Below are 23,319 nucleotides of genomic sequence, written 5' to 3'. Positions count from 1 at the left end.
AACTCAATCAAGATACAAGGGTGGGCATCACATGCCCACCAAACGTTCGATGCACCCAAACAAAAACGGACCCATGACGGGTCCGTTTTTGTTTGAAGGACGGGTCGCCCCGTCCCGCACGCTGCCGATTACTTGGCGGCGTCCTTGTGCGCTTCGGCCATGGCTTCGGCGCGCTTCTCGTTGCCCTTGGCGTGTGCCTTGGCCTTGTCGGCGTTGGCGTCGACGATCTTCTTCTGGGCCTTTTCGTCGGCCTTGATCATGGTCTTCTGGGCGTCGTAGTTGGCGTCGGCGATTTTTTCCTCGGCCTTGGCGGATGCCTTGGCGCGGTCTTCCGGATCGGCCTTGGCGACTTTTTCCTGTGCCTTGGCGACCTTCTTGTCAGCTTTCGCCTGGGCGTCGGCTTTCTTTTCCGATGCCTTGGCCGAAGCCTTCTCGATCTTTTCGTTCTGCTTCGACATTTCCTTGGCTTCTTTCTGGTCGGCCTTGGCGATGTCCTTGTCGGCGTCGGCGTTGCCGGTGGTCGACGAAGCGGTGGTGCCGTTCATGCCGCTGGCGCCGGTGGCGACGGTCGGTTGGGTCTGTGCATAGACCGAGGTAGCGAACAGGCCGGCGATCAGGGTAGCGAGCAGTTTGTTCATGGTGATTCTCCTTTTGTTTGTATGGTGGGGTGGCGCCGTGGCGCCTGTCGTTCTTGTTTGTGCACTGTCAGATTAGGCTTGTTGCCGTATGTACTCTGTTCGGCACTTCACTTAGCTAACGCGGCAGTTGTTAAAGTTGTGACAAAAGTTTTCAGCGGTTTTCGGCGGCGCTGCCGGCGGCGCGTGCGTCGAGCTTGCGCTCGGTTTTCTCTTTCACCTCGGCATTTTTCTCGTGCTTCGCTTCGACCGAACCCTCGGTCTTCATGCGGCTGCCCGCCGGTTCGTGGACCTTGGCCGAGTTCGACTTGATGATTTCCTTCTCGGCCTTGGTGCCGGCCTTGCCGCGGCCGCCCGTCGCCGGCGCGTCCGATGCCTTCGAGTTCGGTGCGGTGGTATTGGTGGCGTTGGCATTGACGTTGTCCGACTTGCCGTCGGTAACGCCGATCACGGACGTGCTCTTGCCGACGACCTTGCCGTTGGCGTCGATGCCGGCCGCCTTCTGGCCCGTTTCCGCATGGGCGGAACCGGTGTTCGCGGTGCCGTCCTTGTTCAGGCCCGTGCCGGACACGCCGGCGGCGGTGGTGTTGTGGCCGGAGACAGCCTGGCCGATCGGCGCCGAGGTGGCGCTGCGCTTGTCGTTGTCCTTGGTCTGGGCGTAGGTGTTGGCGGCCAGCAGGCCGCACAGCAGGGTGGCGAGGAGCTTGTTCATGGTGATTCCCTTTCCGGTCCAATATGTCTTGTGGATATGGAAAGAAGAATAAGACGGCCGCCTCCACCCCTCTGTACGACAGCGCACCGTGGTGCGCCGCCACAGGCGGGAGTTTGTTACCGGGTGTTTCGGGCCGGACCGGCGTAGAGGTCGATGATGTCCGTGATGCCGTCGCGGCAGACCGGGCAGAACCGTTCGCTGCGGTCGAACATGATGCACTGCATCGCCGGGCGATAGTAGCCGCTGGCCTCGTAGTTCGCCCCTTCGAAGGCGCCGATGGCCTGGCGGTACCGCGCCTTGGCGAACAGGGCGTTCACGTGCGCCAGGTCGTCCCTGAACAGCGCGTTCATCTCGGCTTCGGGCCGGTTCTGCGCGCGCAGCGCGGCGCGCCGCTTCTGGTAGTCGCGCGAATAGGCTTCGTATTCCTGCTTGGGCCAGGGCGTCGGCAAGGGGGTGCCTTCATGCACGTGGCGCTTCCACTTGACCTTGGCCGGGTCGCGCAGCGCCGTCACGTTCGGCTCCCATGGCTCCATGCGCGCTCCGCTGGACTGGTAGGCGACGGGCGAGGTGTAGTACTCGTCCGCCAGGCCGGCGAAGTGATGGCCGAACTCGTGGACGAACAGGTAGTTCGCCCAATCGTTGCTCGCCGCGGCCGTGCTGAACTGGCCGAAGATCCCGCCGCCGCCATAGGTGTCGTTGTTGACGAGGATCTCGATGAATTCGTAGGGCGCGTACTGGGCGATGTCGCGCAGTGCGCGATTGTCCAGCGTGAGCACGTAGCGCTCGCTGCCGAAGATGTCGTAGCGCGTGCCGAGCGCCGACGCATGGTGCACGCCCGTCGACGGCCGCGTGATGCCCGATTCCCCCGTCGGCACCGCCAGCGCCCAGACGTTGAAATCGTCCGCCCTTTCCTTGAACGGCGACACGGTAAACAAGTGGCCGGCCAGGCGCCGCACGTCGGCCTCGAACTTCTGTATGTCGGCCTGCGTGTAGCCGTCGCCCAGCACCAGCAGGTCGACTTTCTGCGGCGACGGGCCGTTGACCCGGATGGGAATCGGCTTGGCCGGCGCCGGCGGCTGCGTGCGCACGACGTCCGGCGCGGCCGCATCGACGTCGACACTCCAGGCGACGGAAAACAGATTGCGCTCGTCGCGCCTGAGGATGCGCACGCGCACGGGACGGTCGAATTGCGGAAAGCGCACGGATTCGTGGAAGCCGCGGCTGACCCGGTTCGCCTCCTCCGTCGACTTCCATTCCGCGAACACCGTCGAAAAACCGCGCGAGTACAGCAGCTCGCCCGTCTTCGCATCGGCCACCTCGACGCGGTTGTTGCCGCGGTTGGTGTCGTCGAAGACGCGGGCCATGTCGCCCGGCCAGGGCAGCGGCTCGATCAGCACGCGCTCGACGGCGTACTGCTCGGACAGCGCATTACCGCTGTGCATGTAGTCGAGGCGGACGGTGGCGGGCTGGGGCGCCGCCCAGGCCTGGCAGGCAGCGGTCAGCAGGCTCAGGGCGGACAGCAGGCGGGACAGCGTGGACATGGCGCTCCTTGCGGATGAGTATCCGTGCATTGTAATCCTGGATACGTTCGCAAAATGCGTTGACTTGCCATCCTGGCAATCGCTACGATGGACGGCATCGCGTCCAAGGAGCCTCCATGCCGCGCCCGCCGATCCCGTATTGCGCCCTGCTCTCCGTCCTCCTGGCCGCCGGTGCCGCCCGCGCCGCCGCGCCGGATCCCCAGCTCCCGGACACCGTCTGCACGGCGCCGGGCAAGCCCGTCGACGAACAGGGCTACGTGACCATCGGCGGCATCCCGCAATGGGTCAGGATCAAGGGCGCCAGCTGCGCCAATCCCGTGCTGCTGCTCGTGCACGGCGGCCCCGGCAATCCGCTGACGCCGTATGCGGACACGGTCTACCAGGCCTGGGAACGGGACTTCACGCTGGTGCAGTGGGACCAGCGCGGCGCCGGCAAGACCTACCAGCGCACGCCCATGACGGACGACCAGCCCTTGACGATCGAGCGCCTGCGCGACGACGGCATCGAGGCGGCACGGTACGCGGCGCGCCGCTTCGGCAAGCGCAAGGTGATCCTGTTCGGGGGCTCGTGGTCGTCGGCCCTCGGGGTGTACATGGCCAAGGCCAGCCCGGCCTGGTTCTGCGCCTTCGTCGGCACGGCGCAGCTGGTGCGCGGCTTCGCGGGGCGCGACAGCTACGACGCCGGGCTGTCGCAGGCGCGCGCGGCCGGCGACGGTGATGCCGTCGCCAAGCTGGACAAGATCGGCCCGCCGCCCTGGACCGACCCGCGCAGCCCCGGCATCCTGCGCCGCGTGCTGCGCAAGTACGAGGCGATGAGCACCGATCCGGCGCCGCAGGCCTGGTGGCGGCCGGCCCCCGGCTACGACACGCCGGAGTACGAAGCCGCCTACACGGCTGGCGAGGATTACTCCTGGCTGCAGTTCGTCGGCCTGCACGGCGACGGCATCGGGTCCAGGATCGACCTCTACAAGCTGGGACCGTCATTCGACGTCCCCGTCTACATGCTCCAGGGCGCGCAGGACCTGGTGACGATGCCGAAGGCGAGCAAGGCGTATTACGACAGCATCCGGGCGCCGAAGAAGGACTTCGTGCTGGTCGACCGCGCGGGGCACGATCCGAATCCGCCATTGCTGGCGGCCCAGTACCGGGTGCTCAAGGACAAGGTGGGCGATTGCCGCTGACGCCGCCCGGAGCCGCGTCGTCCGTCACCAGGTCGAACCCTTCGTCGCGCCAGCCCGTCACGCCGCCGATCATCAGCTTGACGGGCCGACCCAGCCGGGCCAGGCGCAAGGCGGCGCGGTGCGCGCCGTTGCAGTGCGGTCCCGCGCAGTAGACGACGAACAAGGTATCCATCGGATAGTCGCGCAAGGTGGCCGCGACGATCTTCGCGTGCGGCATGCAGACGGCCTCCGGCAGGTGGCCCTGCGCATACAGTGCGGGACTGCGCGCGTCCAGCAGCACGAAATCGCGCCGGCCCGTCGACACGGCGTCGTGCACGTCCCAGCAGTCGGTTTCATACGCGAAGGCGCTGCCGAAACGCGCGGCGGCGTCGGCGCTGGGTGCGGCGGGGATCTCGGATACGATTGACGTCATGATGTCCTCCTGTCGAAAGACCCCAGTGTGGCAGCGGCGCCGCCGGCCCGGCAGTGCCTTGCGCGACAGAAATTGCTAACATCCCGCCATGCCCCACCACGTCGCCATCCTGGCCAACGACGGCCTGTGCACCTTCGAATTCGGCTGCGCCGTCGAATTGTTCGCCCTCGAGCGCCCCGAACTGGGCGTGGACTGGTACACCCATGCCGTCTGCGCGGCCGAACCGGGACCATTGCGGGCGATGGGCGGGCTAACGGTCCAAGCACCCTACAGCCTTGCGGCGCTCGCCGCCGCCGACACGGTCGTGATTCCCGGATGGCGCGACGTCGCCGCCGCGCCACCGCCGGCGCTGGTGGAGGCGCTGCAAACGGCCTACGCGCGCGGCGCCCGCCTCTGCACGATCTGTTCGGGCGCCTTCGTGCTGGCTCACGCCGGCCTGCTCGACGGCCGCCGGGCGACGACGCACTGGCGCTACCTGGACCAATTGCGCAGCGCCTTTCCCGCCGTGACGATCGATCCGCAGGCGCTGTACGTGGCCGACGGGCGCATCGTGACTTCTGCCGGCTCGGCCGCCGGCCTGGACATGCTGCTGCATCTGGTGCGCAGCGATTTCGGTGCCGAGGTCGCCAACCGGGTGGCGCAGCGCCTCGTGATCCCGGCGCACCGCGACGGCGACCAGGCCCAGCTGGTCGCCCGCCCGCTGCCGGCCGAGGACGGGAACGCCATCGCCCGCCTGATGGACGCGGTGCGCGAAAACATCCGGCTGGGGCACACGGTGGCATCGATGGCGCAGCAGGCGCGCATGGGCACGCGCACCTTCCAGCGCCGCTTCAAGGACGCGACGGGGCTGCCGCCGCTCGCCTGGCTCACGCGCGAACGCGTGGCGCTGGCCCGGCAACTGCTGGAAACGCGGCAGGCGCTGGACATCGATGCGATCGCCGACCTGGCGGGACTCGGATCGGAGGCGTCCATGCGCCGCCACTTCCGCCTGCAGGGCTTGATGCCGCCGGCGCGCTACCGCCGGCGCGCCGCCGCGAAATCGGGTGCATGAGGCATCCGCATGAGCGGTCTGCACGAGGTGCCTACATGAGGCGCCGCGGCTCGCTCAATGGCCGCTATCGCCCTGCCCGCCCGTGGCCTGTTCGAGTTGGCGCTTGAGCGACTTGAGGTTGCCGTCGAAGGCACTGTAGGTCGCCGCCATCTGGCTCGCCGTGCGGTAGATATCCTGCGGATGCGCTTCGCCCATCTCGATATTGCTCATCGCATCGCGCAGGCGCGGCCCGTCCATGAAGCTGATCATGCCGCCGTTGAACAGCGCGATCTGGTCGCGCATCGCGCCATAGACGGTGGCATAGCGCTCCAGCTGCGCGCGCGGCATCCAGGTCACCGCCTGGTTGGCCACGGCCGCCTCCCAGGCTTCGCGGTGCAGCGTGGGCGACTGGAGGCTCAGGTCGAGGGCGCTGCGCCATTCGTGTTCGAGGCGCTGCATCAGTTCGGCGTCGGTCATGCCCTTGCGGATGCCTGCGCGCAACGCGGTGCGCATCGTTTCCAGTTCGTCGAGGCGTTGCTCGTTATGCGCCAGCACCTTCCCGACTTCCGTCACATTGGCACGCAGCTCTGCATCCATCCGCTCGGCCGCCTCGTGCGCCAGGTGGCGGTGGTGCAGCGTCTGCACGGCATGCTCGAGCGCCAGCGCCGTCAGGATACTGATGACGATCATCAGGTACTCGCTGCTGAACTCTTTCCAGGTACTGGACTTCGGCACTTCGGCATGCATGACAGGACTCGGCTCAGATAATGAACACATGACAATCTATCCGAACTGTGTCCTTCATGCAATTGACATTTTTTCCAGCTATTTATATTGGTACAAGGGCCGCCGTATCAGGATCGGCCGGATGTCGAGCCGCACGTTGTAGATCGAGTAGGACTCGCCCGAGCCCGACTGGTAGCCCACGCTGTCGTCCGTGCGCGTAAAGCGGAACTCGAAGCCGAGGTCGGGCTGGATGCCGTTCGGGCTGCCCAGCGTGATGCCGATGGCTTCCGGCTGGTCGCTGTCGATCAGCTTGCTCATCAGGTCGACCACCGTGCTGTTGCCCAGGATGTCGGCCGAGAACAGCGGTTCGCGGTAATAGGGGCGCGACGGGTCGAGGCGGTTATCGGCCTTGTCCTCGGTGGGCGTGAATTCGTGAGTGGCGATGTTGAAGCGGTCGCCGTTGTCGAGGTAGCTCACGCGCACGTTGCTGACGTTGAAGGCGCCGTCGTGCGACGTGGCCTTGGCCAGGTCGAGTACCAGCGCGCCCTTGTAGCCGATCACTTCGACATCGCGGTTCGGCCCGACGACCATGGCCGTGTCCTCGTCGATGCCCAGCCCCAGCTTGTAGCCCTTCTTGAGCATGGCGGGCAGCATGCGCGCGAAGCGGCCGCGTACCAGCAGGTGCTGGTCGATGAACACGTCGTCGCCGACGAAGCCCAGGCCTTCCGCGATTTCCTTGCCGTCGGTCATGTTCAACTTGAGCGTGGACAGCACGGTGCGCGGGCTGCCGAACATGGTCGTGCTCATGATGGCGGCGCCGGCGCTGGAGCCGGCCACGACGCCGCCGCGCCGGTACATGTCCCAGACGGCGTCGAGCACCTTGGTATTGCTGCCGTCCTCGTGGCGCAGCGCGCGCACGATGCGCATCTGGTCGCCGCCGGCGAAGAAGGCGCCGCCGGCGTTGCGCACGGCCTCGGCCAGGCCGGCGTCGTCGGCGGCCGTCTTGTAGTTGCTGCCGGCCAGGTGCATGGCGACGGGCACGAAGAAAGCCCGCGCGCCATAGGCGTTCAGGCGTTCGACCAGGCTCTTGCCGAAGCGCTCGGGATAGCCGGACGCGGACGCGAACACGGCGATGCGGGCGCCCTTGCCGCCGGCGAGCTGGATGATGCGTTCCCACACGGGCGCATTGGCGGGACGCAGATTGCCGCCGATGATGACCAGCGAACCCTTGGGAGGCGGCGCGTCGGCCGCGGCGCACCAGGGCATGCCGGCCACCAGCAGCACGGCCAGGATGAATCTAACCATGGAGCGCAACATTGATCCTCTTTTCAACAAATCAAATCAGATTACGACAGCTTGATTGTAGAGGAACAATGCGGTTTTGCGTCCCTTACGACAGATAGATGTTCGGCGAATAGCGCTCCATGACGCTGTCCGGCTGCTGCGGTGGAGCGAAGCCGAAGCGCGCGTACAGGCTGTGCGAGTCGCTGGTGAACAGGGTGAAGCGGCGGATCCCCTGCAGGCTCGGGTGTTCCATGACGACCCGGATGAGTTGCTTGGCATAACCACGGCCGCGGTACTCCGGCACCACGAAGACGTCGGCCAGGTTGGCGAAGGTGGCGTAGTCCGTCACGACACGCGCGAAAGCGACCTGGCGGCCGTCGAGATAGCCGCCGAAACACAGCGAGTTCTCGATCGAGCGCTCGACCGTGGTCCGCGAAATGCCCACGGCCCAGGTCGAATTCTCGCTCAGGAAACGGTAGATCATCGGCACGTCGAGACGCGTACGGTCGGTACTGACTTGAAAGCTGGAGTCGTTGGTAGTCGAGATCATTGGAACGCTAGCATCGTCAAATCTGGTAAAAAAACCAATTCTAGCGCCGTTCGAGAGCGGGCGGCCGATTGCGCCAATCGTGCGCGCCCATCGTCCGCCAAGCTGCTCAGCGTTTCGGCAGGTAGCGCTCCGGCAGGGGCAGGCCGGCATCCTCGGCGCGCCAGACCAGGTTCACGATCCACCAGCGCTTGCCGTCGTTGACCAGCTGGATGCTGTTGATGCCGCGCTGGAACGGTTTCGCATCGTCCTTCGCATGGCGCGATTCGTAGGTGCTGAACACGTGGGCGACCTGGCCGAAGGTCTCGGCCGTGCGCGCCGCCTCGCGTTCGAAGAAGCCCGTCGTCGCGAAGGCCTTCGCGTTGCGCGCGATAATATAGTCCTCGACGCTCATGGTGCGCAGCGCCACGCTGCCGTCCGGACGGGGCGCCACGATCTGCAGCCGGCCTTCGGGCGCGAACAGCCCGCGCATGCGGTCCCAGTCGCGCGGCTGGCCGGCGCTGCCCGAGATCACGTCGTACAGGGCGGCGACGATGCCGTCGACCGTGTCGACGTCGGCGGCGCGGGCCGCTGCCGGTGCAGGTGCCGCGGCCGGTGCCGCAGCAAGGGCCGCACCCGCCGCCTGTGCCCATGCGCCGGACGCCGCGGTCCAGGCAGCCATGGCCAGCACGGCCGCTCCCATTCTTCCTGCACGCTTCATGCCGATCCCCTTATCAATATGGTATGACGCCATATCATCGGGGATTTTGCGCGGAAAGTCAGCACCGTCGATGGCCGGCACGGCGCCTGCACAGTTTATAATCAAAAGTTCCACGCAATCCTCATCACCCTTCCATCATGACTGCACAACTGTCCAAAAAATCGGAAGCCTGGTCGGCCCGCTTCTCCGAACCCGTCTCCGACCTCGTCAAGCGCTACACCGCCTCGGTCTTCTTCGACAAGCGCCTGGCCCTGTTCGACATCCAGGGTTCGCTCGCGCACGCCGAGATGCTAGCCGCGCAAGGCATCATCAGCGCCCAGGACCGCGCCGACATCGAGCGCGGCATGGCGCAGATCCGCAGCGAGATCGAGGCCGGCCAGTTCGAGTGGCTGCTGGACCTCGAGGACGTGCACCTGAACATCGAGAAGCGCCTGACGGAACTGGTCGGCGACGCCGGCAAGCGGCTGCACACGGGCCGTTCGCGCAACGACCAGGTGGCGACCGACATCCGCCTGTACATGCGCGCCGCCATCGACGACATCCTGGCCCTGCTGAAGGGATTGCGCGGCGCCCTGACCGATTTGGCGGAGCAGCACGCCGACACCATCATGCCGGGCTTTACGCACCTGCAGGTGGCGCAGCCGGTGACCTTCGGCCACCACCTGCTGGCCTATGTGGAAATGTTCGGCCGCGATGCCGAACGCATGGCGGATACGCGCCGCCGCGTGAACCGCCTGCCGCTGGGCGCCGCCGCCCTGGCGGGCACCACCTTCCCCATCGACCGCCTGCGCGTGGCGAAGACCCTGGGCTTCGAGGACGTCAGCCACAACTCGCTGGACGCCGTGTCCGACCGCGACTTCGCGATCGAGTTCACGGCGGCCGCGTCGGTCTTGATGATGCACATCTCGCGCATGTCGGAAGAGCTGGTGACCTGGATGAGCCCGCGCGTCGGCTTCATCGATATCGCCGACCGCTTCTGCACCGGCTCGTCGATCATGCCGCAGAAGAAGAACCCGGACGTGCCGGAACTGGCGCGCGGCAAGACCGGCCGCGTCTACGGCCACCTGATGGGCCTCCTGACCCTGATGAAGGGCCAGCCGCTGGCCTACAACAAGGACAACCAGGAAGACAAGGAACCGCTGTTCGACACCGTCGACACGGTGCTGGACACGCTGCGCATCTTTACCGACATGGCGGCCGGCATCACGGTCAAGGCCGAGAACATGCGCGCCGCCGCGCTGCAGGGCTATGCCACCGCGACCGACCTGGCCGACTACCTGGTCAAGAAGGGCCTGCCCTTCCGCGACGCCCACGAAGCCGTGGCCCACGCCGTGCGCGCCTGCGACGACGCCGGCTGCGACCTGTCCGAGATGGCGCTGGAGCGCCTGCGCGAGTTCTCGCCGCTGATCGAGCAGGACGTGTTCGCCGTGCTGACGCTGGAAGGCTCGGTGGCCGCGCGCGACCACGTGGGCGGCACGGCGCCGAACCAGGTGCGCAAGGCGATCGAGCGCGTTCGGGCGCAGTTGGCCGAGTAAGGACCGCCAGCAGCCGGCAAAAGGGCCACTGCGCTAAAAACCGTCGCCCCTGCGAAGGCGTGATGGTGCCCCCGGCACTATCACCCCAATTTCTGCATGCGTTGTCGTAACGCGCGCAAATTGGGCCCCTGCCTGCGCAGGGGCGACGTTGTTTTCGGCAGCCGACGACTGCATGGCTGCGGTGTCCAAAAAAAGCGGCCGCTCGTGGCGGCCGCCTTGCACCGGCGCGCGTGTCGCGCGCCGGCGTTCCTCCCCAGGAATCAGAACCGGTACACCGCGCCGATGTTCACGAAGCGGCCGACGGCGCCCGCCGAGTGCAGCGACAGGTTGTACGGATAGCCGCTGCCGTAGGTGCTGACGTCGGCCGGCGGCTGGCGGTTGAACATATTGCGCACCGAGCCGTGCAGCGTCCACTCCTTGGACAGCTTGTAGTTCAGCGTCAGGTCGGCCTGCATGAAGGAACCGACGCGGCAGAAGTTCGACGGCACGTTCCCGTTCGGGAAGACGCCGTTCATCGCCGCGCCCTCCTCGCAGGTGGTCTGGCCGCTGGTCGGGTCGGTCAGGTCGTAGCCCTTCATCCAGTGCAGCGTGGTCACCGCCTCGAACGGACCGCGTTCCCAGCCCAGGTCGAACTGGGCGCGGTCCTTCGGGTTCGCCGTGTCGGCGCCGATGCCGGCCGGGCCGTGGCCGCCGGCCAGCTGGTACTCGACGCCGCCGATGTTCATGGTGTAGCTGAACGCATGGGTGTACTGCAGCTCCGTGCGCAGGCGGCCGTAGCTGCCCAGGTTCCAGCGGTAGCGGGTGCCGAGTTCGACGCCGCGCGTGCGCGTGCTGTTGGCATTGATCGGGGTCTGCGGGTAGTAGGCGATACGGCCGATGCTCGGGGTGCAGGTGACGGTGCCGCCCTTGCCGTCGGCGCAATCGCTCGGCGCCGGCGCGATGCGCACCGGGACGTCGGCCCGCGGGCCGCTGACGATCTGGTCGCTCACGCGGATCTGGTACAGGTCGATCGTCGTGCTCCAGCCGCGCACCGGCTCCAGGATCACGCCGAAGGTGGCCGATACCGAATGCTCGGGCTTCAGGTCCGGGTTGGTGGTGGTCAGGCCGATCAGCGATTCGTTACACGACGCGACCACGGTGCCGGCCGGATACAGGCCGTCGGGGCGGTAGCCGCCGGCGCACAGCACCGGGTCGGCATTGGTGCCGACGCCGCCGGCGCTGGCCGAATTGCCGTTCTCGGCCGGGCCCGGCGCACGGAAGCCTTTCGCCAGCGTGCCGCGCACCGCGATCATCTCGTTCGGGGTGAACTTGAAGGCGATCTTCGGCGTGGTCGAGCTGCCGGCCAGGCTGTAGTCGTCATAGCGGACGGCGCCGTCGATTTCCAGGGACTTGAGCACCGGCGCGGTGAATTCCGCGTACACCGACTTGACCGTCTCCGAGCCGAAGGCGTAGGCGCCGTTGGTGATGCCGTCGGCGTTCGGCATGGACGGCGCGGACAGCTTGGTGTGGAAGGCGCTGACGCCGGTGCTGACCTGCAGGTCGCCGCCCGGCAGCTTCATCAGCGCGCGGCCGGCGTGGGCTTCGGCGTAGTCGAGTTCCGAGGTGTCGAACGAGCGCAGGGTCTTGAAGATCGCAGCCATGTCGGCGGCGGTGTTGGTGCCGTAGATCTGGTACGGGTTGACGGCGCGGTTCAGCGCCGCGTTCATCGCCGGCACGTTCAGGGCGCCGTAGCGCTTGCGTTCCAGGTTGTTGCGCGTGTAGCCGATCGAGAAGTCCAGGTCCCAGTCGTTCCAGCTGCCGGCGAAGTCGGCGGCCAGGCGGTAGGCGCGCGATGCGGTGGTGATGTAGCTTTCGGGCGCGCCCGGGACCGGGCCGCGCACGATGGCCGGCACGCCGAACGGATTGCCCGGGTAGCTGGCCGGGATGCGGATCGACGGGATCGCGGAGTTCGGGATGTAGTGCGGCGGCACGCCCGACATCAGCTCCAGCTGGCTGCCGTAGGACGACGGGAAGCTGGTCAGGCCCTGGTTGATCTTGACGCGGCTTTCGAACATTGAGGCCTTGACGTCGGCGCGCCAGTCGCCGCCCAGCTTCTGGGTGTAGCTGGCCAGGATGTTGACGTTCTCCGTTTCCGGCTGGATCTGCTTGGTCGGGTCGGAATAGGCGCAGCCGCCGGACTCCAGCTGGGTGTAGCTGGCGCAGGCGGTACCCGGGAAGAACGAGAAGGCGCCGCTGTTGTCGGCGCCGTAGACGCGCGTCACGTTCGGGTTCAGCAGGTACGGCGACAAGGTCGTCGGCGCCGTGTTCTGCGGCGTGACGACGCCCAGCGCCTTGTTGCTGCCGCCGAAGCGCGACATGTCCAGCTCGTTCCAGATGCCCTTGCCCTGGCGGTCGTTGTAGTAGATCGGGTCCTGGTGGCGGTACTCGACGCTGATGTAGCCGTTATGGCCATCGGTATCGAGGTCGCCCTTGCCCCAGGTTCCCGTGAAGTGCTCGGTCTTGCCGCCGCCCTCGGTGGCGATGCCCTTCTCGGCCGACAGCGACAGGCCCGTGAAGTTGCGCTTCAGGATCACGTTGACGACGCCGGCCATTGCATCGGAACCGTAGACGGCGGAGGCGCCGTCCTTCAGGATCTCGATGCGCTCGACCGCCTCGAACGGGATGTTGGAAATGTCGACGAAGGAGCGCGAGCCGTCGTCGGCCAGCGGGTAGGAGGCCATGCGGTGGCCGTCGATCAGCACCAGCGTGGCGTTGTTGTTCAGGCCGCGCAGCGAGATGCCGCTGCCGCCGGCCGCAAAGCCGGCCGAGAAGTTCTGGCTCAGCGTGCCGGCGCCGTTGGCCGTGATGTTCTGCAGGACTTCGCCCACGGAGGTATAGCCGGAGTTCCTGAGGTCCTTGGCATTGATCACCTGCACCGGGCTGGGGGTTTCGGCGTCGGCGCGGCGGATGTAGGAGCCGGTGATCTCGACGCGCTGGACGCCATTGGCCGGCGAGCCGTCGGCTTGCGGGGCGCTCGGCTGCTGCTGGGCCAGCGCGCTGGCGGCGAACGTGGCGGAAAACGCTCCCGCCGCCACCAGTTGGCCGATCGTGCGCGGCAGGACTTTCAGATTGCTGGACATGCTCTCTCCTTGGGTTTTGCTGCTCTTGGTCTTCGTCTTCGTGTATCCGTACATCCGGGGGCAAACCTGCGCTTTCATCATCGAAATGATGTAAATCGTTCTAATTAATTTAGTTATTCGGAAATTACCGTGTCAAACGGAATTTCAAATACTGTGGTTGTTCACCGGATTGTCACGAAACAATGCTAGGAGGCATAAATCCACTTGACATGTCCAAATGGCAAGTCTAAGTTTTTCGGATTGTCCCGAAGAGGAGGTCGTTTCCATGCGCAGCATCCCCACCGCCCGCGCCGTCCTGTGCGCGTCGATCGGCCTGGCGTTCGGCGCCGCCGCCGGCGCCGCCCCCGGTCCCGCACAAGCCCCGTTTTCATTCGATGCCGCGCCGGGACACCTGCCGAAGAACGTCGTGCCGCTGGATTACCGCGTGGCGATCGTGCCGGACGTGGAGAAACGCACACTGCGCGGCACCGAGTCGGTCGACCTGATGTTCAAGGAAGCGACGGACACCATCCAGTTCAACGCCATCGGCATGCGCTTCGAGGGCGTCAAGCTGGACGGCAAGGCGGTGAAAAGCGTGGCCTTCGACGAGAAGCGCGAGATCGTCACCGTCAAGCTGGCGGCCAAGGCCAGGCCGGGCCGCCACGTGCTGAACCTGGCCTACGACGCGAAGATCGAGAGCGGCCCGCGCGGCCTGTTCGCCCAGCCTTTCCAGAAGCCGGACGGCAGCCGCGATGTCCTGCTCTCGACCCAGTTCGAAGCCACCGACGCGCGCCGCATGTTCCCCTGCTGGGACGAGCCGGCGTTCCGCGCCCGCTTCCAGCTGACCGCCACCGTGCCCGCCAAGTGGGCGGCCATCTCCAACATGCCGGTGGAAAAGCGCGTGGTGAAAGGAGATCTCGCCACGACCACCTTCCAGCGCTCGCCGTCGATGGCGTCCTACCTGGTCGAATTCACGGGCGGGAACATGGCCAAGATCGGCACCCGCGCCGGCAATACCGACATCAACGTCTGGGCCGTGCGCGGCCAGGAACAGAACGGCAAGCAGGCGCTGGAAGACGCGCGCCAGATCCTGCTCGACTACAACGACTACTTCGGCGTGCCCTTCCCGCTGCCCAAGCTGGACGCCATCGCCGTGCCGGGCGGCTTCCAGGGCGCCATGGAGAACTGGGGCGCGATCACCTACAACGACCAGACGCTGCTGCTCACGCCCACGTCCACCATCGACAACCGCCAGCTGGTCTTCAGCATTTCCGCGCACGAGATGGCGCACCAGTGGTTCGGCGACCTGGTGACGATGGGCTGGTGGGAAGACATCTGGCTCAACGAAAGCTTCGCCTCCTGGGGCGCGGCCAAGGAAACGGACAAGCGCAACCCGAGCTGGCGCGTGCGCGAGGCCGAGGACGCGGGCAAGGAAGCCGCGATGCGCGTGGACGCCCGCAGCGCCTCGCGTCCCGTGCACAACGCCGTCGAGAACGAGCTGGAGCCGCAGAACAATGCCGACCCGCTGATCATCTACAACAAGGGCCAGGCCGTGCTGCGCATGCTGGAAGCCTACGTCGGCCCGGACAAGTTCCGCGAAGGCATCCGCGCCTACATGAAGGCGCGCCAGTACTCGAACGCCACCAGCACCGACCTGTGGAATGCGCTGGGCGCCGCCAGCGGCCAGGACATCGCCGCGCTGGCGCGCGACTGGATCGAGCAGCCGGGCTTCCCGGTCGTCGCGGCGAAGGCCGAGTGCGACGCCGCCGGCGCGCGCACCGTGACGCTGTCGCAGTCGCGCTTCCTGCTGTACGGCGAGGACAAGGCAGGATCGCACTGGACGATTCCGCTGCGCGTGCGCACTGGCGACGGCGCGCCGCAATCGGTGCTGCTCACCAAGGACGGCCAGCGCGTGGCGGCGGGCCGCTGCGACCAGCCGCTGTCGCTGAACGCCGACACCGACGGCTTCTTCCGCGTCGCCTACGACGACGCCCTGCTCGCCGTGAACACGCGCCGGTTCGGCGCGCTGCCGGACGGCGACCGCATCGCCCTGCTGGACGACCAGTGGGCGCTGGTGGAAAGCGGCAAGCAGCCGCTGGACAGCTATCTCGCGCTGGCGTCCGCCGCCGCCGACCGCAGCAACGAGCGCGTGTGGAACCAGATCCTGGGCGCCATCGACACGATCGAGCGCGCCGAGCGCGGCACGCCGGGCCACGACGCCTTCGTCGCCTGGGCGCGCGCGCTGGTCAAGCCCGTCGCCACCCGCATGGGCGCCGCGCCGGCCGCCGGCGAGACGGCCGGCGTCCAGCGCCTGCGCCGCAACCTCATCGCCCACCTGGGCGCCTGGGGCGACCAGGACGTCGTCGCCGACGCGCGCCGCCGCTTCGCCGCCTTCGTCGCCGACCGTTCCGCCCTGGCGCCGGACGACCAGGCGAGCGTGCTGACGATCGTCGCCCAGAACGCCGACGCGGCCACCTTCGAGCAACTGCACGCGGTGGCCAAGAGCGCGAAGAACGAGACCGAGGTGCGCCGCTTCTACCCGATCCTGATGCGCGTGCGCGACCCGCAACTGGCCGCGCAGGCCGCGCGGATCGCCCTGTCGCCCGAGATCCCGCCGCAGGCCGACGTGCTGCGCCTCGGCCTGGTGCTGGCGCTGTCGGGCGAGCATCCGCAACTGGCCTGGACCACGTTCACGACGAACGTCGACCGGCTGACGGCGGCGAACCCGGGCAACCGCCCGAACATCCTGGCCAAGACGGCGCCGGACGTGTTCTGGAACAGCATCCCGCCCGAGACGCTGCAATCCTGGATCAAGGAGCGCATCGAGCCGGGCATGGCGGACACGCTGTCGGACAGCATGCAGACGGCGCGCTTCCGCCTGGACGAGAAGAACCGGCTGGTGCAGCAGGCGGACCGGATCGTCAAAACCAAGTCGTAACCGTAGGGTGGGCACGTGGTGCCCACCCTACGGAGCGTCCGACATCCTTCGCGGCAAGCCGCTAGAATCGGTCTCTCTGGCGGAGGACACCATGCAACACTACGGCCACCACGGCAAGGAATCCGGCGTCGTCGCCTACGACATCGACGCCGGCCAGATCATCGTCCAGTTCAGCAACGGCGAGCGCTATCTCTATACGGAAGACAGCGCCGGCGCCGCGAATATCGCGCGCATGCAGGAACTGGCGCGCGCGGGACGGGGCCTGTCCAGCTTCATCAGCAGGAACGTGCACGACCGCTACGTTCGCAAGATCAATTCGCGCAAGCTGACCTAGCCGGCGCCGCAACGACAACGCTCGGGCATCGCTGCGCCGGACGTTGTCGTTGCGCTGGGGCTCGCGGTCAGGACTGGCCGTCCGCCGCGAGCGTGGTGTCAATCATGCCGACCAGGCCGATCTTCTCCACCGAATCGGCAAAGCCGAGCAGAACGTCGCCCCGGTCCAGCTTGCCGTTCGCCAGCAGGCTGGTCCAGCCCGCGACCTCGGCCTGGCTGCCGGTCCGGTGCAGGGCGCCCTGGTACAGTGCCGCGACGAATGCCGCATCGCTCATTCGGCCGTAGCGATCAATGGCCTCGGACGAGGCGATGAAGGCGTCGGCGATCGACGCGGTCGCCATGCCCGCTTCCGAATGCGCGAGCCAGTTGTTCATGCCGTCCGCATCCGGCGCGCGGCCGAACAGGGTGTCGTACATGCGCGCTAGCGTACCGATGTCGGTGGCGCCGACCGTGACATCGTACCCTTGCGGCAGCGCCAGCCTCTCGGGCGAGTCGGCGAAGGCCAGCGCCACGTCGGCGCGGCTCGCGCCGTGCGCCAACGCGTCGGTCCAGAAGGCCAGGCCGGGCGCATCGGGCTCACGGTTCAGCGCATGCGCGTACAAGCCGTGCAGGAAGTCCGCGTCCGAGGCCGGCTGGCCGCTGGCGTCGAGGATCTGCCTGGCTACCTGGGCCGCACCGGCGCCGCCTGCGAGCGCGACATTCCATGCCTGCAGCGATGCAGCGTCCGGCGCATGGCCGAGCAGCGCTTCCGCCACCCGCGCCACGCTCCCCTGCGGCGTCGTGTCGGCATGGCCGTTCATGAAACGTAGCACCTCGACGTTGGCGATGGTATCGGTGCCGTCGATGCCGCCGTCGCGGTGCGTGAACACCAGATTGCCGTCGGCATTCATGCGTACCGTGTAGTCCGCGCGCCCCTTGCCTGCGAGCTGCACGGTGTCGATGCCGCTGCCGCCGTCGACGTAATCGTCGCCGGTGCCGCCGAACACGATGTCGTTGCCGCCGTCGCCATAGACCTTGTCGTTGCCGGCGCCACTGCCGACGGTGTCGTCGCCGTCGCCGCCGTGCAGGACATCGTCGTCGGCGCCGAGGACGATATATTGACTGGCACTGTCGCCCCATACCTTTTGTGCACCATCGCCGCCGGTCACATGGGCCGCACCGACGATCGCCGCGAACTCGACGTTCTGCAGCTGCAGATGCGGCATGCCGGCCAGGGCGCTGGTGTCGATCACCAGCGCCGTCAGCACGCCGCCGGGAGCGGACGGCTGCCCGCTGATCGTCAACGCCTCGCCCGGCAACTGCGCGCCGGAGGCGACGGTCGGGACGATGCTCTGCACCAGCAGCGGCATGGAAGCATCCAGCCCGGCGAGAAAGCCGCTGCCGCCGCCGACCAGGTTGTTCTGGTCCGCCGAGCCGGTACTGGTATGCGCCTTGATTTCGCGGATCAGGTCCGCCAGTGACGTGCCGGCGGTGCCCGGCGCCTCCTGGCCGACCACCTGAAGGCCATAGCCGGTCGGCAGTTGGGCGGCCAGGATGGCCTTGCCGCCGCTGCTGGCCAGCGGAATGTCCGCTACGGTGTTCTGGCCGACGCTCTCCTCGCGCCCCGCCACCACCACCGGGATCGCAATGACCTGGCTGGTGCTGCCGTCGCTGTTCGGCCGGGTGGCGGTGCTGAGCTTGACGCCGTCCACCGTCGACTCCACCGGCGCCGGGCTCGGCGTCGACTGGGGCGGCGTGGCGGCGCTGGCGACGTTGACCGTCAGCGTCTGGAGCTCGCTGCCGCTTGCATCCGATGCCTTGACCTGCACCACATAGGTATTGTTGCCGACCGTATCGCCCTGGTCCAGCGGATGGCCATGGTCCGGCGCGCTCCTGAAAGCGAGGACGCCCGTTTGCGCGTCGATCTGGAACAGCGCGGCATCGGCGCCGCCGGCGATCGCATAGCTGACCGGGCCGACCGCGCTGGCCGTCACGGTGGTCACGGCCGCGGTATGTTCCATTACCTGCACGGTGGCGCTGGTAGCGCCACCGTTGCTCGTGATCTGCGGCACGATCAACGCCACGCCGCCGGGATCGCTGATGCTGCCGTTGACGGTGCGATCGCTGTCGTACAGGCCGCCATCGGTCAGCTCGAAGGTGATCACGGTCTTGTTGCCGGCCGTCGTCACCGGCTTGGCGATATTCTTCCAGACGCCGTTGTTGTCCTGCTTGTAGTAGCCATTGACGTTCAGGCTGGCGTCGACGTAGATGCTCATCTCGACGGTACCACCCGGGGCCACGTGCCCGATGGTGAAGTCAAGTTGCCCCAGCGGCAATTTGACGCCGCGCGGCAAGCTGCCCGGCGCGGCGCCGGCGCTGACGCCGGTCAGTGTATAGCCGTCGGCCACCGCCAGCGTGGCGTAAGGATTGCCGGCGACCGTCGTTGGCAGCGACGCGACGTTGACCTGGGCGCTGTCCGCGACGCCGTCGCCGTTGCCGTCGCCATGGCCGCCATTGGCGCCGGGCACCGCGTCCTCGATCGAGTTGGGGCGGCCGTCGTTGTCGATGTCGTTGTCGTCGACATCCGGCGTGCCGTCGCCGTCGAGGTCGGCCAGCACGGTCACCGTCAGCGCCTGCAGGCTGCTGCCGCCCTTGTCGTCGGCAGCCGTCACCTGTACCTCGTAGCGATTGTCGTGGTCGGCGTCGAGCGGCGCACCCACCGCCGGCACCGCCTTGAAGCGCAGCTGGCCAGTGGCCGCATCGATCTCGAACAGCGCCGCGTCGGCGCCGCCGCCGATGCCGTAGCTCACGCTGTCGCCATCCGCATCCACGGCCGCCACGGTCGTCACGGCGCGCTGCTTCTCGGCGACGCCGATGGTAGCGGTGGAGCCGCCGCCGTTGCTGCCGATGACGGGCATCGCGTTGAAGGCGGTGCTGTAGACCGCGCCCTGTGCGTAACCGCCCTGCATCGCATTGCCCGCCAGGTCGGCGATGCCGGTGCCGGTGTTCGCAAGGACCACCTGCAAGGTACCGTTGCCGGCGATCCCGTCGACGTGCACCGTATAGCTGGAGCCGGATCCGGTGACCGACGCGATGTTGCCGCCGGCGGCGCCGGTCAGCGCCAGCGACAGGTCGGACACGTCCACGCCGTCGACTGCTTCGCTGAAGGTCAGCACGAAGTCGACCGCGGTGGCGCCAGCGCCCGGGGTCCCGGACAGCGTCATCGCCGTCGCGTGCGGCGCGAGCGTGTCGACGCGCGCATTGCTGCCGTCGGCGACGGTCCGGGCATTGCCGGCGTCGTCCGTCACGGTCGCGACGACGTTGCGGCCGACCGACTCGAGCGCGCCCGGCGCGAGCGTGTACGTCGCGCTCCAGACGGCGCCGACCCGCGTCGCGGCGACGCCGGCGGGACCGCCGAACTGGCTGAAGTCGAAGCTGACCGCGGCCACGTCGGCATTGTTGTCGAACGCGCCGTTCCAGGTGGCGGTGACGGTATCGCCGGCAATGTAGGCGCCATTGAGCCCGCTGCCGCCGGAGATCGCCAGCGCGGCATCGGTGACGGTCGGTGCGGCATTGTCGACCGTCGCACCGTTCGCGACGACATGCGCGGTGACGTTGCCGATGCCGTCGGCAACGGTGATCGTGGGGACGCGGCCGGCTGCGTCGATCGCCCCGGGCGCGATGGTATGGCTGGCGCTCCAGGTATCGCCGGACTTGACGGCGGCGACGATGCCGCCGCCGAACTGGCCGAAGTCGACCGAAGCGCTGGCCGTGTCGCCGTTGTGGTCGCCGCTGGCACCGTCGTTCCACGTCAGCGTGACGGTGTCGCCGATGCGGAAGGCGCCGCCCGTGCCGCTGGCGCCCGAGATCGTCAGGTTGCCCTCGCTGACGACCGGCGCCCTGGTATCGCCATCGAATGCCAGGTTGACGGTGCTGGCGGGGTTGGGATTGCCGCTGGCGTCGGTGAACGTGCCGGCGCCGACCGAGACGGTGCCGGCCAGATGCTGCGCGTTCTGCGCCGGCGTGAAGGTGGCCGTGTAGACCAAAGGGTTGGCGGTTGCGGCCAGCCCGTCCAGCCTACCGCCGCCGACGCTGACGTTATCCAGCGAGAAACCGACCGGCGCTTCGCTGAAGGTAAAGGTGACGGTCGCCGTCTCGCCTGCCTTGAACGTGGTGCGGCTGGCGCCCAGCGCGACGGTGGGCGGCTCGACATCGATGCCGTTCATGGCGATGACGGCCGGCGTCGAGACACCGCCGTCGCCATCGTCGACCGTGACGGAAAATGAACGCGGTCCTGCGCTCGGGGCGCCATACGCCAGGTAGCGCACCAGCAGCGCGGCGACGCCCGCGTCGGCAGCGGCGGTCGTGAAGGCGATCTTCAGGCCATGCCCGTCCCGGCCGTCCATGGCGGCGTCGACGACACCGACCTCCACCCAGTTGACGGACACGCGTGCGAACACTTTCGCGCCTGCGCTGAAGGTGCCGCCGAGATGGCCGGCGTCGGCACCGATGGCGACTTCGTCGGAGGAGGTGTCGAGTTCGAAGTAGCCGTCGGTGCTGCCGTCGGTCTGGACGACCGTGAGGTTGCCGCCCACGAAGTCAGGCGAGTCGCCGTCGAGCACGTCGACCGACGCATTGCCGTTTTCCTGGTTGTCGAGATAGCCAAAATCGGCCACCGCGTCGGCAGCGCCGGCCGTGAACGTCGAGTTATCGCCATCCAGGCCCGTGATGACGGGCGCCGCGTTCGAGACCAAGCCGAAATCAGCCGCGGTACCGCTCATCCATTCGACGTGCTGCAGGTCATAGCGCTCGGTGACGACCAGCAGTTCGCCTGCGGCATCGATGACGAAGCCCAGCTCGCCGAAATCGCCCGTGTCCATGACACCCAGCTCCGGCGCATGGCGGTAGCCCTGCTGCCACACGCCGTCGACCTTGCGCAGGAAGAAGGCATCCACGTCGCTCCAGTCCGCGGCGGTAGAGGCAGCCAGCATGTACAGCTTGCCGTCGGCGTACTGCAGCTGCGCGACGTTGTTCGTCCTGTCATCGCTGACCATGCCGGCATCCCGCACCCAACTGCCGCCGGCATTGCTGGACACCGCAAGCGCGGTGCCGGTCACGGTGCCATTCTGGGCCAGGACTTCCATGCCATAGCCGACATAGAAATGACCGGCGCCGTCGTTGGTCACCTGGGGCGGACCGCTGACGCGGTCGGCCAGCTTTTGCGCCGCCGACCAGGTATTGCCGCCCGCCGCCTTGACTTGCACGTAGAGGTTGCCGTAGTAGTCGTTCTGGCCGTCTTCGCGCACGTAGAACACATAGACGTTCCCCGCGGGATCGACCTCGATGCGCGGATCGTGCAGTTCGTCGATGCCATCGATCGTGGTCGAGACCACAGTGGACACGTTCCAGGTGGCGCCGTTGTCGGCGCTGCTGGCGTAGCGCAGGTAGTAATCGTGGGCGCTGGCATCGTCGAACAGGTAGGCGGCGTGCAGGATATTGCCGGGGCCGACCTTCAACGCCGGATCATCGTAGTTGAGCCAGCCATTCGGATGCGAGGATTGCTGGATCAGCTTGGTGGTCCAGGTATTGCTGGCGATGTCGTATTCGCCGAACTTCACACCACGCAGCGAATCGACGCCACTGGTGACGTTCTTGGCATGGCGGAACAGCAGATCCAGCTTGCCGTTCGGGTTGACCTGCAGCGACAAGTCGTCGGACAAGGTGGTGTCGCCGGTCATGCTGGCCGTGAGCTTGGTCAGCTCGGTCCAGCCGGATCCATCCCACTTCTTCAGCGAGACGGTCGTGTAATCCAGCTTCTGTGCCAAATAGATATTTCCCTGAGCATCCTGGGCGATGCTGCTGAACGACCAGGTATTGCTGCCGTACGTGTACACCGGGCCGCTCTGGATCGCCAACGCGGCGGCGTACTCGGCCCCGCTGGCGCCAACCGCGCCGGCGGTGCCGACCTCGCCCTGCGTCACTTCGAGCGCCCAGTCGCCGCCGCGCGCCGTGCCGCCGGTCGGGTCGTCCGAGGCGGCGACGTCGGCGCCGGTCAGGCTGGCCAGCGTGGCGACGAAGTCCGCACCCACGCTGCCGGCGCCGGTATCGCAGCCATATACGAGTATGTCGCCATCTTCCGCCAGCACCGCGCCGATGGCGGCCAGGTCGCCGCAGTGCTCCTGCAGGCCGTCCGCGTCGAGCGTGGAAGCGCCCAGCTGCAGCAGGCCTTGCGCACCATGGCCAAACAGGTGGATCGCCGCCACATCGCCGCGCCCGGCAAGTGCCTGCGCTACCTGGGCGATACCGTCGGCGGCAGGGTCGAGCAGAATGACTTCGATACCTGGGCGCACGTCCGCCAACAGGTGATTGAGGTCCGGCAAGTCGGCGTTGAAGAAGGCGATTTCGTGGCGCGGCGCAAGGGCAGCGGTATCGGTGGAGGTAGGCATACAGGTCCTGATAGCGGCAAAAAAGGAAATGCTTTAGAGAAACACTGTTTGATATTAGCGATTTACTCCTCCATCGCCTTGCAATGTTTTCAGAACATTATTGTTTTTTTCGATTTTGTTGTTTAGGTACATCACCACCTGTTACAACCCACACATACCGGCAGGTTCCGACACCCGCCCCCACTTTGCTCTACACTATCCGGCTCATCCGGGAGACTCCTC

The 23,319-nt window shown here is 67.1% G+C and carries 15 protein-coding genes; 5 read left to right on the top strand and 10 right to left on the bottom strand.

What is annotated here, in order from left to right; genetic code table 11:
* Positions 1-128 precede the first annotated feature (128 nt).
* The 3 genes from QPK32_RS24425 to QPK32_RS24415 all read right to left on the bottom strand — a co-directional run bounded on the left by QPK32_RS24425 (position 129) and on the right by QPK32_RS24415 (position 2,888).
* On the bottom strand, positions 129-638 hold the full coding sequence (locus QPK32_RS24425; protein ID WP_290415386.1) for a hypothetical protein: 510 nt from the start codon (positions 636-638) through the stop codon (positions 129-131).
* 151 nt (positions 639-789) lie between these two features.
* The gene (locus QPK32_RS24420) at positions 790-1,347 is read right to left on the bottom strand and encodes a hypothetical protein (protein ID WP_290415385.1); all 558 of its coding nucleotides are present in this window, start codon (positions 1,345-1,347) and stop codon (positions 790-792) included.
* Between the two features lie 116 nt (positions 1,348-1,463).
* Positions 1,464-2,888, bottom strand: coding sequence for an IgA Peptidase M64 (locus tag QPK32_RS24415; RefSeq protein WP_290415384.1), 1,425 nt, complete (start codon positions 2,886-2,888; stop codon positions 1,464-1,466).
* Positions 2,889-3,004: 116 nt separating this feature from the next.
* On the opposite strand from QPK32_RS24415, the gene QPK32_RS24410 reads away from it, so the two are divergent.
* Positions 3,005-4,069, top strand: coding sequence for an alpha/beta fold hydrolase (locus QPK32_RS24410; RefSeq protein ID WP_290415383.1), 1,065 nt, complete (start codon positions 3,005-3,007; stop codon positions 4,067-4,069).
* Here QPK32_RS24410 and QPK32_RS24405 read toward each other — a convergent pair.
* A complete protein-coding gene (locus QPK32_RS24405) occupies positions 4,041-4,481 on the bottom strand; it encodes a rhodanese-like domain-containing protein (RefSeq protein WP_290415382.1) in 441 nt (146 codons plus the stop codon). The genes QPK32_RS24410 and QPK32_RS24405 overlap by 29 nt on opposite strands.
* A gap of 88 nt (positions 4,482-4,569) precedes the next feature.
* Between QPK32_RS24405 and ftrA the strand changes: the two genes are divergently transcribed.
* Positions 4,570-5,532 (top strand): transcriptional regulator FtrA, encoded by a 963-nt coding sequence (gene ftrA / locus QPK32_RS24400; protein WP_290415381.1) that lies wholly within the window; start codon positions 4,570-4,572, stop codon positions 5,530-5,532.
* Positions 5,533-5,586: 54 nt separating this feature from the next.
* Here the strand turns inward: ftrA and QPK32_RS24395 are convergent, their stop codons facing one another.
* From QPK32_RS24395 to QPK32_RS24380, 4 genes are all read right to left on the bottom strand, one after another.
* The gene (locus tag QPK32_RS24395; RefSeq protein ID WP_290415380.1) at positions 5,587-6,258 is read right to left on the bottom strand and encodes a hypothetical protein; all 672 of its coding nucleotides are present in this window, start codon (positions 6,256-6,258) and stop codon (positions 5,587-5,589) included.
* 78 nt (positions 6,259-6,336) lie between these two features.
* Complete coding sequence (locus QPK32_RS24390; RefSeq protein WP_290415379.1) at positions 6,337-7,542, bottom strand: cyanophycinase; 1,206 nt, start codon at positions 7,540-7,542, stop codon at positions 6,337-6,339.
* An 85-nt stretch (positions 7,543-7,627) separates the two neighbouring features.
* Positions 7,628-8,071, bottom strand: coding sequence for a GNAT family N-acetyltransferase (locus QPK32_RS24385; RefSeq protein ID WP_290415378.1), 444 nt, complete (start codon positions 8,069-8,071; stop codon positions 7,628-7,630).
* A 106-nt stretch (positions 8,072-8,177) separates the two neighbouring features.
* On the bottom strand, positions 8,178-8,768 hold the full coding sequence (locus QPK32_RS24380) for a hypothetical protein (RefSeq protein WP_290415377.1): 591 nt from the start codon (positions 8,766-8,768) through the stop codon (positions 8,178-8,180).
* Positions 8,769-8,905: 137 nt separating this feature from the next.
* Between QPK32_RS24380 and argH the strand changes: the two genes are divergently transcribed.
* Complete coding sequence (gene argH, locus QPK32_RS24375; RefSeq protein ID WP_290415376.1) at positions 8,906-10,303, top strand: argininosuccinate lyase; 1,398 nt, start codon at positions 8,906-8,908, stop codon at positions 10,301-10,303.
* A 260-nt stretch (positions 10,304-10,563) separates the two neighbouring features.
* On the opposite strand, the gene QPK32_RS24370 is transcribed toward argH, so the two are convergent.
* Positions 10,564-13,422, bottom strand: a complete 2,859-nt coding sequence (locus tag QPK32_RS24370) for a TonB-dependent siderophore receptor (RefSeq protein WP_290415375.1) — start codon at positions 13,420-13,422, stop codon at positions 10,564-10,566.
* 265 nt (positions 13,423-13,687) lie between these two features.
* Here QPK32_RS24370 and QPK32_RS24365 point away from each other — a divergent pair, with 265 nt between their 5' ends.
* Positions 13,688-16,339 (top strand): M1 family metallopeptidase, encoded by a 2,652-nt coding sequence (locus tag QPK32_RS24365; RefSeq protein WP_290415374.1) that lies wholly within the window; start codon positions 13,688-13,690, stop codon positions 16,337-16,339.
* Positions 16,340-16,430: 91 nt separating this feature from the next.
* Positions 16,431-16,673: a hypothetical protein gene (locus QPK32_RS24360; RefSeq protein ID WP_290415373.1), complete on the top strand. Its 243-nt coding sequence runs from the start codon at positions 16,431-16,433 to the stop codon at positions 16,671-16,673.
* A gap of 67 nt (positions 16,674-16,740) precedes the next feature.
* Here QPK32_RS24360 and QPK32_RS24355 read toward each other — a convergent pair whose 3' ends face one another.
* Positions 16,741-23,097 carry a DUF4347 domain-containing protein gene (locus tag QPK32_RS24355; protein WP_290415372.1) on the bottom strand — a complete coding sequence of 2,119 codons (6,357 nt, stop codon included), beginning with the start codon at positions 23,095-23,097 and terminating at the stop codon, positions 16,741-16,743.
* Positions 23,098-23,319 lie beyond the last annotated feature (222 nt).

The organism is Massilia sp. YIM B02763 (assembly GCF_030412015.1).
Taxonomy (GTDB): Bacteria; Pseudomonadota; Gammaproteobacteria; order Burkholderiales; family Burkholderiaceae_D; genus Telluria.
The sequence above is the reverse complement of the archived record's forward strand: the minus strand, read 5'-3'. Positions and strand labels throughout refer to the sequence as shown.

Coding starts and splice junctions, on each gene's coding strand:
- QPK32_RS24420 (WP_290415385.1), bottom strand. CDS start 1,347: ATGAACAAGCTCCTCGCCACCCTGCTGTGCGGCCTGCTGGCCGCCAAC.
- QPK32_RS24395 (WP_290415380.1), bottom strand. CDS start 6,258: ATGCATGCCGAAGTGCCGAAGTCCAGTACCTGGAAAGAGTTCAGCAGC.
- QPK32_RS24365 (WP_290415374.1), top strand. CDS start 13,688: ATGCGCAGCATCCCCACCGCCCGCGCCGTCCTGTGCGCGTCGATCGGC.
- QPK32_RS24425 (WP_290415386.1), bottom strand. CDS start 638: ATGAACAAACTGCTCGCTACCCTGATCGCCGGCCTGTTCGCTACCTCG.
- QPK32_RS24410 (WP_290415383.1), top strand. CDS start 3,005: ATGCCGCGCCCGCCGATCCCGTATTGCGCCCTGCTCTCCGTCCTCCTG.
- QPK32_RS24360 (WP_290415373.1), top strand. CDS start 16,431: ATGCAACACTACGGCCACCACGGCAAGGAATCCGGCGTCGTCGCCTAC.
- QPK32_RS24380 (WP_290415377.1), bottom strand. CDS start 8,768: ATGAAGCGTGCAGGAAGAATGGGAGCGGCCGTGCTGGCCATGGCTGCC.
- QPK32_RS24355 (WP_290415372.1), bottom strand. CDS start 23,097: ATGCCTACCTCCACCGATACCGCTGCCCTTGCGCCGCGCCACGAAATC.
- ftrA (WP_290415381.1), top strand. CDS start 4,570: ATGCCCCACCACGTCGCCATCCTGGCCAACGACGGCCTGTGCACCTTC.
- QPK32_RS24390 (WP_290415379.1), bottom strand. CDS start 7,542: ATGGTTAGATTCATCCTGGCCGTGCTGCTGGTGGCCGGCATGCCCTGG.
- QPK32_RS24415 (WP_290415384.1), bottom strand. CDS start 2,888: ATGTCCACGCTGTCCCGCCTGCTGTCCGCCCTGAGCCTGCTGACCGCT.
- argH (WP_290415376.1), top strand. CDS start 8,906: ATGACTGCACAACTGTCCAAAAAATCGGAAGCCTGGTCGGCCCGCTTC.
- QPK32_RS24385 (WP_290415378.1), bottom strand. CDS start 8,071: ATGATCTCGACTACCAACGACTCCAGCTTTCAAGTCAGTACCGACCGT.
- QPK32_RS24405 (WP_290415382.1), bottom strand. CDS start 4,481: ATGACGTCAATCGTATCCGAGATCCCCGCCGCACCCAGCGCCGACGCC.
- QPK32_RS24370 (WP_290415375.1), bottom strand. CDS start 13,422: ATGTCCAGCAATCTGAAAGTCCTGCCGCGCACGATCGGCCAACTGGTG.